Annotated in this window: 11 protein-coding genes and 1 pseudogene; 8 read left to right on the forward strand and 4 right to left on the reverse strand. The window is 70.3% G+C overall.

Features of this window, described 5'->3' with window-relative positions:
* Together ACH4SI_RS17220 and icmF are read left to right on the forward strand one after the other, a co-directional pair.
* A pseudogene (locus ACH4SI_RS17220) lies at positions 1 to 168 on the forward strand (electron transfer flavoprotein subunit alpha/FixB family protein); the annotation flags it as partial.
* A gap of 179 nt (positions 169 to 347) precedes the next feature.
* The gene (gene icmF / locus ACH4SI_RS17225; RefSeq protein WP_398296573.1) at positions 348 to 3,599 is read left to right on the forward strand and encodes a fused isobutyryl-CoA mutase/GTPase IcmF; all 3,252 of its coding nucleotides are present in this window, start codon (positions 348 to 350) and stop codon (positions 3,597 to 3,599) included.
* Between the two features lie 701 nt (positions 3,600 to 4,300).
* Here icmF and ACH4SI_RS17230 read toward each other — a convergent pair.
* Positions 4,301 to 4,687, reverse strand: a complete 387-nt coding sequence (locus tag ACH4SI_RS17230) for a DUF952 domain-containing protein (protein ID WP_398296574.1) — start codon at positions 4,685 to 4,687, stop codon at positions 4,301 to 4,303.
* A gap of 149 nt (positions 4,688 to 4,836) precedes the next feature.
* Positions 4,837 to 5,379: a MarR family winged helix-turn-helix transcriptional regulator gene (locus tag ACH4SI_RS17235; protein ID WP_398296575.1), complete on the reverse strand. Its 543-nt coding sequence runs from the start codon at positions 5,377 to 5,379 to the stop codon at positions 4,837 to 4,839.
* Positions 5,380 to 5,488: 109 nt separating this feature from the next.
* On the opposite strand from ACH4SI_RS17235, the gene ACH4SI_RS17240 reads away from it, so the two are divergent.
* From ACH4SI_RS17240 to ACH4SI_RS17250, 3 genes are all read left to right on the forward strand, one after another.
* Complete coding sequence (locus ACH4SI_RS17240) at positions 5,489 to 6,991, forward strand: MFS transporter (protein ID WP_398296576.1); 1,503 nt, start codon at positions 5,489 to 5,491, stop codon at positions 6,989 to 6,991.
* Positions 6,992 to 7,414: 423 nt separating this feature from the next.
* The gene (locus ACH4SI_RS17245; protein ID WP_398296577.1) at positions 7,415 to 8,053 is read left to right on the forward strand and encodes a flavin reductase family protein; all 639 of its coding nucleotides are present in this window, start codon (positions 7,415 to 7,417) and stop codon (positions 8,051 to 8,053) included.
* A complete protein-coding gene (locus ACH4SI_RS17250) occupies positions 8,050 to 8,706 on the forward strand; it encodes an HAD family hydrolase (protein WP_398296578.1) in 657 nt (218 codons plus the stop codon). Before ACH4SI_RS17245 ends, ACH4SI_RS17250 begins: the two co-directional genes overlap by 4 nt.
* A gap of 223 nt (positions 8,707 to 8,929) precedes the next feature.
* Here the strand turns inward: ACH4SI_RS17250 and ACH4SI_RS17255 are convergent, their stop codons facing one another.
* The gene (locus tag ACH4SI_RS17255) at positions 8,930 to 9,802 is read right to left on the reverse strand and encodes an undecaprenyl-diphosphate phosphatase (RefSeq protein WP_398296579.1); all 873 of its coding nucleotides are present in this window, start codon (positions 9,800 to 9,802) and stop codon (positions 8,930 to 8,932) included.
* A gap of 236 nt (positions 9,803 to 10,038) precedes the next feature.
* Here ACH4SI_RS17255 and ACH4SI_RS17260 point away from each other — a divergent pair, with 236 nt between their 5' ends.
* Complete coding sequence (locus ACH4SI_RS17260) at positions 10,039 to 11,520, forward strand: MFS transporter (protein WP_398296580.1); 1,482 nt, start codon at positions 10,039 to 10,041, stop codon at positions 11,518 to 11,520.
* 10 nt (positions 11,521 to 11,530) lie between these two features.
* Here ACH4SI_RS17260 and ACH4SI_RS17265 read toward each other — a convergent pair whose 3' ends face one another.
* On the reverse strand, positions 11,531 to 12,235 hold the full coding sequence (locus tag ACH4SI_RS17265; RefSeq protein WP_398296581.1) for a TVP38/TMEM64 family protein: 705 nt from the start codon (positions 12,233 to 12,235) through the stop codon (positions 11,531 to 11,533).
* 175 nt (positions 12,236 to 12,410) lie between these two features.
* On the opposite strand from ACH4SI_RS17265, the gene ACH4SI_RS17270 reads away from it, so the two are divergent.
* Both ACH4SI_RS17270 and tuf read left to right on the forward strand, forming a co-directional pair.
* Positions 12,411 to 12,626, forward strand: coding sequence for a hypothetical protein (locus tag ACH4SI_RS17270; RefSeq protein ID WP_398296582.1), 216 nt, complete (start codon positions 12,411 to 12,413; stop codon positions 12,624 to 12,626).
* A 114-nt stretch (positions 12,627 to 12,740) separates the two neighbouring features.
* Entirely contained in the window at positions 12,741 to 13,922 is a 1,182-nt protein-coding gene (gene tuf / locus ACH4SI_RS17275) for an elongation factor Tu (RefSeq protein ID WP_398297100.1), read from the forward strand.
* Positions 13,923 to 13,999: the final 77 nt, after the last annotated feature.

The raw sequence follows: 13,999 nt of genomic DNA on the forward strand, positions 1-13,999 counted from the left end.
TCGGGTGCGATCCAGCATCGGGCCGGTATGCAGACCTCGAAGACGATCGTGGCGGTCAACAAGGACGCCGAGGCCCCGATCTTCGACCTGGTCGATTACGGCGTGGTCGGCGATCTCTTCGAGGTCGTCCCGCAGCTCACCGAGGAGGTCAAGACCCGCAAGGGCTGACGTCGGACCACGCCACTGCCCGAGCGTGTCGCACTGACAGCGAGAGCAGACACACACCGGATTCGGCTTGTGCGGATCACCGTCGGCAGATTTACTAGGGCTTCCTAGTACATCACGTTGAGTAATCATCTTGATCTCGCTGGTTCGTACCGCCTGTCGGCGGTCACTTGGAGGACACCGTGTCTGCTGCCGTCCCTACCGAGCCCCTCTACCGAGCGAAGCACCCGGTCCGGTTCGTCACGGCCTCCAGTCTGTTCGACGGGCACGATGCGGCGATCAACATCATGCGCCGCATCCTGCAGTCCCAGGGGGCCGAGGTGGTGCACCTCGGGCACAACCGCTCGGTCGACGAGGTGGTGACTGCGGCGCTGGAAGAGGATGTCCAGGGCATCGCTGTGAGCTCCTACCAGGGCGGCCACGTCGAGTACTTCGAGTACCTGGTGGAGCTGCTCCGCGAGCGTGGCGCCGGGCATGTGAAGGTCTTCGGTGGTGGCGGCGGGGTCATCGTCGCGGAGGAGATCGCCCGGCTGGCCCGCGCCGGGGTGCGGATCTTCTCCCCGGAGGACGGTCAGCGCCTCGGTCTGGCCAAGATGATCAACTCGATGGTCGAAGAGTGCGACACCGCCCTGTGGGATCTGGCCGCGGCCGCGCCGGACAAGGTGCTCGCGGGGGAGCGGCCGGCGCTGGCCCGGTTGCTCACCGGCCTGGAGGCCGGTGCGGTGACCGACCAGGATCAGCGTCTCTTGCGTGAAGCCGCGGCGTCCCGTCGGACACCGGTCCTCGGTATCACCGGCACCGGCGGCTCGGGTAAGTCCTCGCTGACCGACGAACTGGTGCGCCGACTGCGTATCGACCAGGAGGGCAGGCTCAAGGTGGCGGTGCTGGCGGTCGACCCGACCCGGCGGCGCGGCGGCGGAGCCCTGCTGGGCGACCGGATCCGCATGAACTGCCTGGATGGCGACACGGTGTTCTTCCGATCGCTCGCCACTCGCGGCGGACGCGAAATTCCCGAGGGCCTGGCCGACGCCATCGCGGCCTGCCAGGCGGCTGGCTTCGACCTGGTGATCGTGGAGACGCCCGGCATCGGCCAGGGTGACGCAGCCATCGTGCCGTACGTGGATGTGTCGCTGTACGTGATGACGCCGGAATTCGGCGCGGCCTCCCAGCTGGAGAAGATCGACATGCTCGACTTCGCCGACGTCGTGGCCATCAACAAGTTCGAGCGGCGCGGAGCCAAGGACGCGCTGCGCGATGTGGGCCGTCAACTGGTGCGCAATCGGGAAGCGTTCGGGCAGCGGCCGGAGGACATGCCGGTCTTCGGAACCAGCGCGTCGACCTTCAACGACGACGGTGTCACCGCGCTGTACCAACATCTGCGGGATCTGTTCGCCGAGCGCGGCCTGCCGCTGGCGCCCGGAGCGCTTCCCGAGGTGACGGTGCGCCACTCCAGTGGCGCCACCCAGATCGTGCCCCCGTCCCGGGTGCGCTACCTGGCGGAGATCGCCGACACGGTGCGCGGATATCACGAGCGGACCGACGTGCTGGCCGGGCAGGCGCGCCGGATCCAGCAGCTCACCGCCGTCCGGGACGAGCTCGCGGCCGTCGGCGCGAACACCGGCGACGTCGAAAAGCTGCTGACGGACGCCGAGGAGACCTTCGCACCGGAAGCGCGCAGGCCACTGACCGACTGGGCGCAGACCGTACGCGACTACTCCGGCGACGAACTCGTCGTGACGATACGCGACCGCGAGCTGCGCACCGCCCTGGTCCGCGAGTCACTGTCCGGCAACCGGATCCCCCGGGTGGCGCTGCCGCGCCACACCGACCACGGGGAGCTGTTGCGGTTCCTCCGCTCCGAGAACCTTCCGGGGTTCTTCCCGTTCACCGCCGGGGTGTTTCCGTTCAAACGGGAGGGCGAGGACCCGGCGCGGATGTTCGCCGGTGAGGGCGATCCGTTCCGTACCAACCGCCGCTTCCACTACCTCTCCGAGGGCAGTGAGGCCACCCGGCTCTCCACCGCCTTCGACTCGGTCACCCTCTACGGCCGTGACCCGGGCCTGCGTCCCGACATCTACGGCAAGGTCGGCACCTCGGGGGTGTCGGTGGCGACCCTGGAGGACATGAAGGCGCTGTACGACGGCTTCGACCTGACATCGCCCACGACGTCGGTGTCCATGACGATCAACGGGCCGGCGCCGACCATCCTCGCCTTCTTCCTCAACACCGCGATCGACCAGCAGCTCGACGCCTACGCCGCCGAACACGGACACGAGCCGACCGCCGAGGAGGCGGAGCGGATCCGGGCGCATGTGCTGCGCAGCGTCCGCGGCACGGTGCAGGCCGACATCCTCAAGGAGGACCAGGGCCAGAACACCTGCCTGTTCTCCACCGAGTTCAGCCTGCGGATGATGGCCGACATCCAGGAGTGGTTCATCGAGAAGGAGGTGCGCAACTTCTACTCGGTGTCCATCTCCGGCTACCACATCGCCGAGGCCGGGGCCAACCCGATCAGCCAGCTCGCCTTCACCCTCGCCAACGGCTTCACCTACGTCGAGGCATACCTCGCCCGTGGCATGCGCATCGACGACTTCGCCCCCAACCTGTCCTTCTTCTTCTCCAACGGCATGGACCCCGAGTACTCCGTGCTCGGCCGGGTGGCCCGCCGCATCTGGGCGGTGACCATGCGGGAACGTTACGGGGCGAACGAGCGCAGCCAGAAGCTCAAGTACCACGTGCAGACTTCTGGACGCTCCCTGCACGCCCAGGAGATGGACTTCAACGACATCCGCACCACCCTGCAAGCGCTGATCGCCATCTACGACAACTGCAACAGCCTGCACACCAACGCCTACGACGAGGCCGTCACCACCCCCACCGAGGACTCGGTACGCCGCGCCCTGGCCATCCAGCTGATCATCAACCGGGAGTGGGGCCTGGCGATGAACGAGAACCCGTTGCAGGGTTCCTTCGTCATCGACCAGCTCACCGACCTGGTGGAGGAGGCGGTGCTCGGCGAGTTCGAGCGGATCAGCGAGCGCGGCGGTGTGCTCGGGGCCATGGAGACCGGCTACCAGCGCGGCCGTATCCAGGACGAGTCCATGCTGTACGAGCAGCGCAAGCACGACGGCACCCTGCCCATCATCGGCGTCAACACCTTCCGCCACCCCGGTGCCGACACCGAACAGGGGCAGGTGGCCGTCGAGCTGGCCCGTGCCACCGAGGACGAGAAGCATTCCCAGTTGAAGCGCGTCGGCGACTTCCAGGCACGCCACGGCGAGCAGGCGCCCGCCGCCCTGGCCGCCCTCAAGGAAGCCGCAACCAGCGGCCGCAACGTCTTCGCGGTGCTGATGGACGCCGCCCGGGTCTGCTCCTTGCAGCAGATCACCGAGGCCTTCTTCGAGGTCGGCGGGGAATACCGGCGCAACGTCTGACCGCGGGCACGCCCGCCACCCGCCGCCGACGTGCCCATCTCGGCATCGGGGCAGCTCTGCGCGATCGATGGCCCGGTGCTCTTGTCATGGGCCAGCCAGTTGTTCTCGTTGGCGTACTGGTTGAGCCACAGAAGGCCCGGGTCGGCGGCGCAGAGGTCGCTGACGTGCTGAAGCCTCGCGCCGAGCAGCCCCCTGGGGGGTTGCCTTGTAATCCAAGGTCACATTGGTAGGTGGCTCGACCTTTCCATGCAGGCCGGCGGCTGATGCTCTAGGAGCCCGCTGAGGCAACGATGGCCGAGAACAGGCAGGACCTGGGGCGGGATCTCGACCGCGGATCGTCGTGGGGATGCGCTGCCGTTGCCGGCTCGGGGGAGGCGGGCCCTGTGTGCCCGTCACGGTGTCAGCCCTTGATTGCCCCTCGCGGTGTGGGGTGGCCACCACCGCCCGGCATGGGCTGACCAATCCGACGGCAGCCTCGGGCGCGGTGCTCAGCGCCCCCGCACCGGCCCGAGCACCGGAGACCCACACTTGGTGGAGGGGCGGTGGCCCGGCCCCGCGGTAAGGGGCGCGAGCGGTGCGCCGAACCGGGGCCCAGCCGCCCGGACCCGGGCAGATATCCCCCACCCGCGGGCCACAGGCGATCCCCGCGGTTGGCGGCACGGATCCGGCCGTGGCTGAACGGGCGTCACGACGGTCGCCGTTCAGTCCCTCTCTTTGAGCCCTGTCGCCCGGCCCTGGTCGTCCCACTCAACCTCCAGAACCCGCGCGACGGCGTCCCGATCGAGAGGCCCGTAGACATGGGGGAACAGGGTGCTCTTCGCGACTCCCGGCGGCGGGACGGGCGCCGCCGCCTCCCATATGCACCTCGAGACGAGCCGGTCCACGTCGAGAACCAGGGTCAGCAACGGTTTCGGCGCGTCCTGGTAGAAGGCGTTGACGATGGCGAGGGTTGTCTCCTCGTCGGGTGAGCAGTGGACGAACCCCTCCTCCGTGAGGGACGCGGGCGCGTAGGCTCCGTCGGGATGGGCGTTCCACTCGTCGAGCGGGACCACATGCTGGATCGTGGGACGGCTGGACATGTCGACCATGACCTCCTTGAATCTGGGGGCGCGCCGGCCTCGGACCATGTTCCCGTGCCACCCGGTCAGGTGGCTCGGGCACCGCTCCTCATTTTCCCTCTGCGTGTTGCAACCGTGCCGACCGGCGTGGTGACGATGGCCATGGCGCCGACCGGGGCTCAGCCCTTTCCCGGTTGTTCGGTGTCCCTGTGTCCCACGTGGGACACCCCCTGCACGTTCAGTTGCTTCTGTACGTCGGCGAGCAGCTCGCGCAGCAGTTCGGCGAGCTTTTCGCGCCGGTCCGGACTCAGGGGTTCCAGGAGCTGTGCCTCGCGGGCGAGGACCTGGTCGACCGTGCGCTCCACCAGTTGGTGCCCGGTCGGGGTCAGCTCGACCAGGACCGCACGGCTTCGTCCTGGTGCGGGGCGACGCACGACCAGGTTCTCGCGCTCGGCGCGTGCGACGCGCTGCGAGATGGCACCCGCGGTGACCAGGGAGTGCGTGGCGAGGTCCCGCGTGCTCATGGTGTAGGGCGGTCCGCTGCGGCGCAGCACGCTGAGCAGGTCCAGCGTCGGCGGGTCGATCCCCGCTTCGGCGAGGACCCGCCCGCGGCCCTCGCCGAAGCGCTTGGCGAGCTGCCAGATCCTCGTGACCACACCGATGGAGTCCACCGGCGCCTGGGGCCGCTCGCGGCTCCAGGCGCCCGCGATGGCGTCGGCCAAGTCATCACCCGGTGAGCCATCAGCGCCGACCGGGTGCTGAATTTAGCTGCTAAACGTCAGACGTTGCGGCGCCGCTTCCGCCATCACACCTTCGACAACGAGTGGTCATATGTGCACAGAGACAAGGAAAGCGCCTCCGAAGGCCGGGTCCGGGAGCCCCGCCCCACCCGGCTCGTCCCGAGCCACCCGGCGGGACTGGGCCGGACTCGCCGTGGTCCTGCTGGCGATGTTCATGAGCCAGATCGACATGTTCATCGTGAACGTCGCCGCCCCGGACATCCAGGCAGACCTGCACGCCGGGTTCGGCCAACTCCAGTTCGTGATCGACGGTTATGTGATCGCGTACGCGGCGGGCATCGTAACCGGCGGCCGTCTCGGTGACCGGGCCGGCCGCAAACGGACCTTCCAGTACGGCGTGGCCGCCTTCATGCTGACGTCCCTGCTGTGCGCGCTCGCGCCGTCCCCGGCCACCCTCATCGCCGCCCGTGTGCTCCAGGGCCTGTCGGCCGCGGTGATGACGCCGCAGGTGCTCTCGCTCATCCGGTCCGTCTTCGTGCACGAACGCGACCGTGCCCGTGCCATCGGCGCCTACGGTGCCTCCATCGGCGCGGGAGTCATCGCCGGCCTCGTCGGCGGGGGTTTCCTGCTCGACCTCGACGTGGCCGGACTGGGCTGGCGCATGATCTTCCTGATCAACCTGCCGATCGGTGCGGCGATCCTGGCCGCGGCCGTGCCCGCCGTCAGCGAGAGCCGCAGTGCCGACCTGCCGCGCCTCGACATCGTCGGCGCGGTCTTCACTGCCCTGCTACTGCCCCTGGTACTCATCCCGCTCGTGGTCGGTGCCGAGCACGCCTGGCCGTGGTGGACGTATCTCTGCTTCGCGCTGAGCGCGGCCGGTGCGGTGGCCTTCCTGCGCTGGGAACGCCGAATGGAGGCCGAGGGCAGTGACCCGTTGCTGCCTGCCCGCCTGCTGCGGGCCGACGGGTTCCCCCTCAGCATGGTCACCGTGCTGTTGTTCTTCTCCGGCAACGCCGGGCTCTTCCTGGTGCTCACCTACCACCTGCAGTCGGGCCTCAAGCTGACGCCGATGGCGGCGAGCCTGGTGTTCGTGCCGCTCGGCCTCGGGTTCATCGCCGCCTCGGCCGCCTGCCGCAAACTCGCCGCCCGGTTCGGTATCGGGGTCTCGGTGGCCGGCGGCCTCGTCATGGCGGCCGGTCTCGCCGCCGTGCCCGCCGTCACCGGTCTGGACCGTGGAGACCAGGCCATCTGGCTCGCGATGGTGATGGGTGTCTCCGGACTCGGGCAGGGTCTGGTCGTCGCACCGCTGGTGGACACCGTCCTCTCCCGGGTCCACCCGGACGACGCGGGCGCCGGTTCCGGTGTGCTGAACACCGTCACCCAGGCGGGGATGGCCTTCGGGGTGGCCCTCATCGGGGCTCTGTACCGCGGCTTCCTGCGCGCCAATCCGCAGTCTCCGGGCCCGGACGCCGACGTCGACGACTTCGCACGGGCCTTCGACCTCACCGCCTACGTCCTGGCGGGGCTGGCCATCGGCACCGCCCTGTTCGCTGCCCGGCTCGGCCGCATCCGTACCAGCACCGGCCGGGGGTGATCGCGAGATCCACGGATCGGCACCGAACCGGCGCCGACACCGGCCCATCATGGCTCTCCCCTCAGGCGTCCAGCACTCGCACCGATGCCAGGAGCACCCGGCACATCGAGGACAACCGCCGCGCGTTCGACGAGGCCGCACAACTCGGCGCCCGGACACTTTGCCTGGTGTGCGGGGGTCTGCCACCCGGCAGTGGGACCTGGCCGGAGCACGGCAGATGGTGGCCGACGGGATCGCCGAACTGGCGCCGACAGCCGGTGACCTGGTTGAGGGCGCCGCGGCCGCGGCGGGCCTGCGGCGGGGGCGTTCGGCTCCGGATGCTCCTGCCTTCCGGCACCGGGCACTTCCGCCGCACACAGGGGCTGGGCGAGACCGCGGAACGCCGTTGGGATGCGCTGCCGCCGCCAGCGGATACTGGGGCGCATGCGTATCGACTTTGATCCTGAGACCGTCGGCCGGAACCCCTTCTACAAGCTGCTGACCTCGGTCGTCGTGCCCCGGCCGATCGCCTGGGTGTCCACCGTCAACCCGGACACGCTGTCGGCGAACCTCGCCCCGCACTCCTTCTTCACCGTCGCCTGCGTGTCCCCGCCGGTCGTGCAGTTCACGTCCGTCGGGCGGAAGGACTCGCTGCGCAATGTGGAGGAGACCGGGGAGTTCGTGGTGAACCTCGCCCCGGAGCGGATGTTCGAGATGATCAACGGGACGGCTACGGACTTTCCGCGCGGGGTGAGTGAGTTCGAAGCGGTGGGGGTGGCGCGGGAGGAGAGTGTGCGGGTGCGGCCGCCGCGGGTGGCGGAGTCGCCGGTGGCGTTGGAGTGCGAGCTGCACAGCACCGTGCTGTTGGGGGACTCCACCGTGGTGTTCGGGCGGGTGGTGCATGCCGCGGTCGATGACGGGGTGATGGTCGACGGGCATCCGGAGGTGGGCAGGCTGCGGCCGCTGGCGCGGCTGGGGAAGAACGAGTGGGGGACGGTCGGCGAGGTGCTGGAGATCGAGCGCGTCCGGTACGCGGACTGGGCGGGGGAGCAGGGGGAGCGGGGGAAGGGGGCGGTGCGGTGATTGACGTCGTTGCCTTCGACGTCGGCTCCACGCTGGTGCGGGAGGACCGCTACTGGGCCGCGTGGGCCGACTGGCTCGGCGTGCCCCCGCATACGCTGTCCGCCCTGGTGGGGGCCGTCGTCGCGCAGGGGCGGGACGACGGGGAGGCCATCCGGCTGGTCAAGCCGGGGGTGGATGTCGCCGCGGAGCGGCGGGCGTGGGACGCGGCAGGGCGCGGGGACTGGCTGGAGGAGCGCGATCTGTATCCGGACGCGCGGCCCGCGCTCGGGGCGCTGCGTGCGCTGGGGGTGCGGATCGTGGTGGCCGGGAACCAGCCGGCGCGCATGGGGGAGCTGCTGCGCGGGCTGGAGCTGCCGGTGGATGCCGTCGCGACGTCCGCCGAGTGGGGAGTGGCCAAGCCCGATCCGGGGTTCTTCGCGCGAGTCGTCGAGCTGGGCGGGGCCGTGCCGGAGCGGACGCTGTACGTGGGCGACCATCCGGCGTTCGACATCCGGGCGGCGCGGGCCGCCGGGCTGCGGGCCGCGCACGTCCGCCGGGGGCCCTGGGGGCATCTGTGGGCCGCCGGGGATGACGTGGCGCGGGCGGACTGGCGGGTCTCGGAGCTGGGGGAGCTGGTGGGGCTGGTGCGTGAGGGGAGGAGTGGGGAGGGATGAGCCGCAGCTCGGGGGAGAGGTCATACGGTGTGTGATGCTTTCACACCCCGTGTGACCAGAGTGCTTGCATATATCTATCGCACACCCTCCCGCCGGGCGTCCCGTGGCGGTTGACTGATCGCATACCGCTCAGGGGGCGCCAGACCTGAGCGAAGGGGCCGCCGGACCTCCTCCCTCCTCGGCCGGCGGCCCATCCCTCATCCTGAACGTCGGATGGTGAAGGTCAGCCCGCCGACTCGGCCGCGTGTGCGCTCAGCACGCCGAGGCCGACCAGGGCGAACAGTGCCAGGCCCAGCAGGATCCGGTAGATGACGAAGGGCATGAAGCTCTTGCTGGAGATGAATTTCATGAACCAGGCGATGACGGCGTAGCCGACGACGAAGGCGATGACGGTCGCGAAGATCGTCGGACCCCACTCGGTGTGCCCCTCGGACGCGTCCTTCAGTTCGAAGATCCCGGAGGCCAGTACGGCCGGGACGGCGAGGAGGAAGGAGTAGCGGGCCGCGGCCTCGCGGGTGTAGCCCATGAGCAGACCACCGCTGATGGTCGCGCCGGACCGGGAGACACCGGGGACGAGCGCCATCGCCTGGCATATGCCGAAGATCAGCCCGTCCCGGACGCTCAGCTCCTGAAGCGACTTGCGCTGTTTCGCGACGCGGTGCTTGCCGCCCGTCTCGTCGCGTGCGGCCCGCCGGTCCGCGTAGCCGAGCACGACGCCCATGACGACGAGGGTGGTGGCGATGAGCCGCAGATCGCGGAACGGGCCCTCGATCGCGTCCTGAAGGGTGAGGCCGAGCACACCGATCGGGATCGAGCCGACGATCACCAGCCAGCCCATCTGGGCATCGTGGTCGCCGCGCCACTCCTTGTTGAACAGGGAGCGGAACCAGGCGCTCACGATCCGGGCTATGTCCTTGCGGAAGTAGATGAGCACCGCCAGCTCGGTGCCTATCTGGGTAATGGCCGTGAAGGCGGGGCCAGGGTCGTTCCAGCCCGCGAAGGCGGCGGTGAGGCGCAGATGGGCGCTGGAGGAGATCGGAAGAAACTCGGTCAGCCCCTGGACCAGCCCGAGGATGAAAGATTCAAACCACGACATTGCGTCTACGCTATCCAAAGGCTGATCATGCGCTGCTCCGGGGCGTGCCGGAACAGGCGGGGTGGCCGAGGGGAAGACCGATGGCCGGGCGACCGGCAACCGGTTGTGGTGGCAGCGTAGCGTCCCCGGGCGGACGGCCTGCCAAGGGCCTGGTCCGATGGCCGGTTTACCCATATGAACAGGGGTACTCGGCGGTCGCTCACAGGCGTAGGAGCCCAGCAGCCCCGAGGAGCCTCATGGCCACCAGTGGGACGGCGCCCCGGGACGGGGACGCCTCGATCGTCACCACCAAGGTCCCTGCCCGGCTGGACCGGCTCCCCTGGTCCGGCTGGCACTGGATGGTCGTCGTGGGCCTGGGCACCGTATGGATCCTGGACGGCCTCGAAGTGACCGTCGTCGGCAACATCGCCAGCCGCCTCTCCGAGCCCGGCAGCGGGCTGGCCATCACCGACGCCCAGGTCACCGGCATGGCCGCCGCGCTCTACGTCGCCGGGGCCTGCACCGGGGCGCTGTTCTTCGGCTGGCTCACCGACCGCCACGGCCGCAAGAAACTCTTCCTCATCACGCTCGGCGTCTACCTCGCCGCCACCGCGCTGACCGCAGTGTCCTTCTCCTTCTGGTGGTTCTACCTCTTCCGCTTCCTCACCGGCCTCGGCATCGGCGGGGAGTACGCGGCCATCAACTCCGCGATCGACGAGCTGATTCCCAGCCGCTACCGGGGTCGCGTCGACATCGTCATCAACGGAAGCTTCTGGCTCGGCGCCGTGGGCGGCTCGCTGTTGTCCGTCGTGATGCTCAACACCCGCTTCTTCCCGGCTGACATCGGCTGGCGGCTCACCTTCGCGCTCGGCGTCGTCCTCGGGCTCGTGATCCTCCTGGTGCGCCGCCATGTCCCCGAGAGCCCGCGCTGGATGTTCATCCACGGCCGGTCGGAGGGCGCCGAGGAACTGGTCGAGGCGGTCGAGCGGCGGATCGAGGGGGAGCGGGGCGTGACGCTTCCGGAGCCGTCCGAGACCATCACCATCAGGCCCCGGAAGAGCACCGGGTTCGTGGACATCGCCCGTACGCTCTTCCTCTCGTACCCGCGGCGCGCCGTGCTGGGGCTCGCCCTCTTCATCGGGCAGGCGTTTCTGTACAACGCCATCACCTTCGGCTTCGGCTCGATCCTGGTGAAATTCTTCGGGGTGCCCAGCGGTGACACCGGCTACTACTTCGCCGTCATCGCGGGCGGCAACTTCCTCGGGCCGCTGCTGCTCTGCCGGCTCTTCGACACCCTGGGACGGCGGCCGATGATCGCGGGTACGTATGTCCTCTCCGGCGCGCTGCTGTTCGTCACGGCCTGGATGTTCGGCCGGGGCTGGCTCAACGCGGCCACCATGACGGCCTGCTGGTGTGTGGTCCTCTTCTTCGCGTCGGCGGGCGCGAGCGCCGCGTACCTGACGGCCAGCGAGGTCTTCCCGATGGAGACGCGCGCCCTGGCCATCGCCTTCTTCTACGCCATCGGCACGGCGGCCGGGGGGATCAGCGGCCCGCTGATCTTCGCCGAGCTGACGAAGAGCGGGGTCGTCGGTGACACGGTGCTGGCCTTCAGCATCGGGGCGTCGCTCATGGTCGTGGCCGGGCTGGTGGCCGCCTTCCTGGCGGTACCGGCGGAACGGCGGCCGCTGGAGGACATCGCCGAGCCGTTGTCCGCGCGTGCCGCGGCGAAGGCGTCCTGACAGGCTTCCCTCACGCGCCCCGCAGCCGGCCGCGCTTGCGCCAGGCCACGACGAGCCCGGCGAGGGCGGGTACGGCGATGCAGGCCAGCGCGATGAGGAAGACGGGCGAGGTGGGTGTGGCCGCATGGCCGCCCGCCACCACGTACGCCGCCGTGTTCGGCACACAGCCGAGCCCGGTCGCCAACAGGAAGGCGGACCAGCCCATCCGCGAGACCGCCGCGCAGTAGTTCGCGGCGGCGAACGGAATGCCCGGGAAGAGCCGGATCGCCAGCATCGAGCGGAAGCCGTGCCGGCTCAGCTGCCGGTCGGCCGCGCCCAGCCAGCGGCCCCGCAGCAGCGGGCGCAGCGCGTCCTGGCCCAGCAGCCTGCCCAGACCGAAGGAGACCCCGGCGCCGAGCACCGTACCGGCGACGGCCGCGGCGAGACCGGCCTGCGCGCCGAGCAGCACGCCCGCCGCCAGGTTCAGCAGGGGCCTGGGCACCAGCGCGGCGGTGCACAGCCCGTACGCGGCCGCGAACACCACCACGGCCGCCGCGCCCGACAGCTGCGGCGGCCAGCCGTCGGCCAGCAGCCGGTGCGGCTGCCACACCCACACCGCGGCCGCGGAACCGGCCAGCAGCGCGGCGAGCAGCCCCAGCCGTGACCACGGCGAGAGCAGCACGGCGCGGGCGCGGCGCACGGCCGGTTCGGGGGCGGGGACGGCGACATCGAGCATCGGGGGAGCGTAACCGACCGGGCGGGCGGCGCGCTGTGATGTCGTCCGCTCGTCGGCTGGTTGTCGCCTCGCCGATACATGGAAGGGCTCGGACAACCGCCTCCCTGACCGCAGGGGTTCGCACCCGCCGCACCGGCCCCGTGCGCCGCGAAAACCATTCGACGGAGACCGAACGGTGCGCAATGATCACGGCATGTTCCGGTATGCCTTCCTCATGACGACGTCCGCGGTCGCGGACGCGCCGAAGGCTGCCGCCATTCTCTTCGATGTCACCGTCTTCGACGTCGCCTTCTCCGACGCCACCGCTGCCGCAGCCGCCGCCATCGCCATGGCACTTGCCGCTGCCGCCGTGGCCGTGACAGTCGGACCCTTCGACGGCGCCCGAAGCTGACCCTCCTCGGACCACTCCGACGGACCCCACCAGGGGAGGGTCGGCCAGGCACTGGGGTCCGCTCTTCCCTTGTCGTTCCGAGGAGGAACAGCCCGCATGTCCACCACGTCCAAGATGCCCAAGCAGTCCTACGTGCGCACCAAGCCGCACCTGAACATCGGCACCATGGGCCACGTCGATCACGGCAAGACCACGCTCACCGCCGCCATCACCAAGGTGCTCAGCGAGCGTGGCTCCGGCGGCACCTTCGTGCCGTTCGACCGCATCGACCGGGCGCCGGAGGAGGCCGCGCGCGGCATCACCATCAACATCGCGCACGTCGAGTACGAGACCGACACCCGGCACTACGCGCACGTCGACATGCCGGGGCACGCCGACTTCATCAAGAACATGGTGACCGGCGCGGCCCAGCTCGACGGCGCCATCCTCGTCGTCTCCGCGCTCGACGGCGTCATGCCGCAGACCGCCGAACACGTGCTGCTCGCCCGGCAGGTGGGCGTCGACCACATCGTCGTCGCCCTCAACAAGGCCGACGCGGGCGACCCCGAACTCACCGACCTGGTCGAGCTGGAGGTGCGCGAGCTGCTGTCCGCGCACGGCTATCCCGGCGAGACCACGCCCGTCGTACGGGTCTCCGGGCTGCGCGCGCTGGACGGCGACCCGCGCTGGACCGGGGCGATCGAGGCGCTGCTCGACGCCGTCGACATCTACGTGCCGACGCCGGTGCGCTACACCGACGCCCCGTTCCTGCTGCCGGTGGAGAACGTGCTGACCATCACCGGCCGCGGCACGGTGGTCACCGGCGCCGTCGAGCGCGGCACGGTGCGGGTCGGCGACCGCGTCGAGGTGCTCGGCGCGGACGTGACGACGGTCGTCACGGGCGTCGAGACCTTCGGCAAACCCATGGAGTCCGCCGAGGCGGGCGACAACGTCGCGCTGCTGCTGCGCGGGGTGGCACGGGACGCGGTGCGCCGCGGGCACGTGGCCGCGGCGCCCGGCAGCGTCGTCCCCCGGCGACGCTTCACGGCGAGCGTGTACGTGCTGTCGGCGGCGGAGGGCGGCCGGCGCACCCCGGTGGTCACCGGCTACCGGCCGCAGTTCTACCTCCGCACGGCCGATGTGGTCGGCGAGGTGGACCTCGGGGCCGCCGGGGTGGCCCGCCCCGGTGACACCGTCACCCTGACGGTGGAACTGGGCCGCGCGGTGCCGCTGGAGCCGGGGCTCGGCTTCGCGATCCGCGAGGGCGGCCGCACGGTGGGCGCGGGCACGGTGCTCACCGTGCTCGACCAGCCGTAGGGCAGGCCCGCAGGCCGCAGGGAGGCCCCCGCTCGCCCACCCCCGCCGGGGAGGGCGAGCGGGAGCCGTGGCCTGCC

Source organism: Streptomyces sp. NPDC021212 (assembly GCF_044332925.1).
In the GTDB taxonomy this organism is placed as follows: domain Bacteria; phylum Actinomycetota; class Actinomycetes; order Streptomycetales; family Streptomycetaceae; genus Streptomyces.

Coding starts and splice junctions, on each gene's coding strand:
- ACH4SI_RS17265 (WP_398296581.1), bottom strand. CDS start 12,235: ATGCTCGATGTCGCCGTCCCCGCCCCCGAACCGGCCGTGCGCCGCGCC.
- ACH4SI_RS17240 (WP_398296576.1), top strand. CDS start 5,489: ATGTGCACAGAGACAAGGAAAGCGCCTCCGAAGGCCGGGTCCGGGAGC.
- tuf (WP_398297100.1), top strand. CDS start 12,741: ATGCCCAAGCAGTCCTACGTGCGCACCAAGCCGCACCTGAACATCGGC.
- ACH4SI_RS17260 (WP_398296580.1), top strand. CDS start 10,039: ATGGCCACCAGTGGGACGGCGCCCCGGGACGGGGACGCCTCGATCGTC.
- ACH4SI_RS17255 (WP_398296579.1), bottom strand. CDS start 9,802: ATGTCGTGGTTTGAATCTTTCATCCTCGGGCTGGTCCAGGGGCTGACC.
- ACH4SI_RS17230 (WP_398296574.1), bottom strand. CDS start 4,687: ATGGTCGACATGTCCAGCCGTCCCACGATCCAGCATGTGGTCCCGCTC.
- ACH4SI_RS17245 (WP_398296577.1), top strand. CDS start 7,415: ATGCGTATCGACTTTGATCCTGAGACCGTCGGCCGGAACCCCTTCTAC.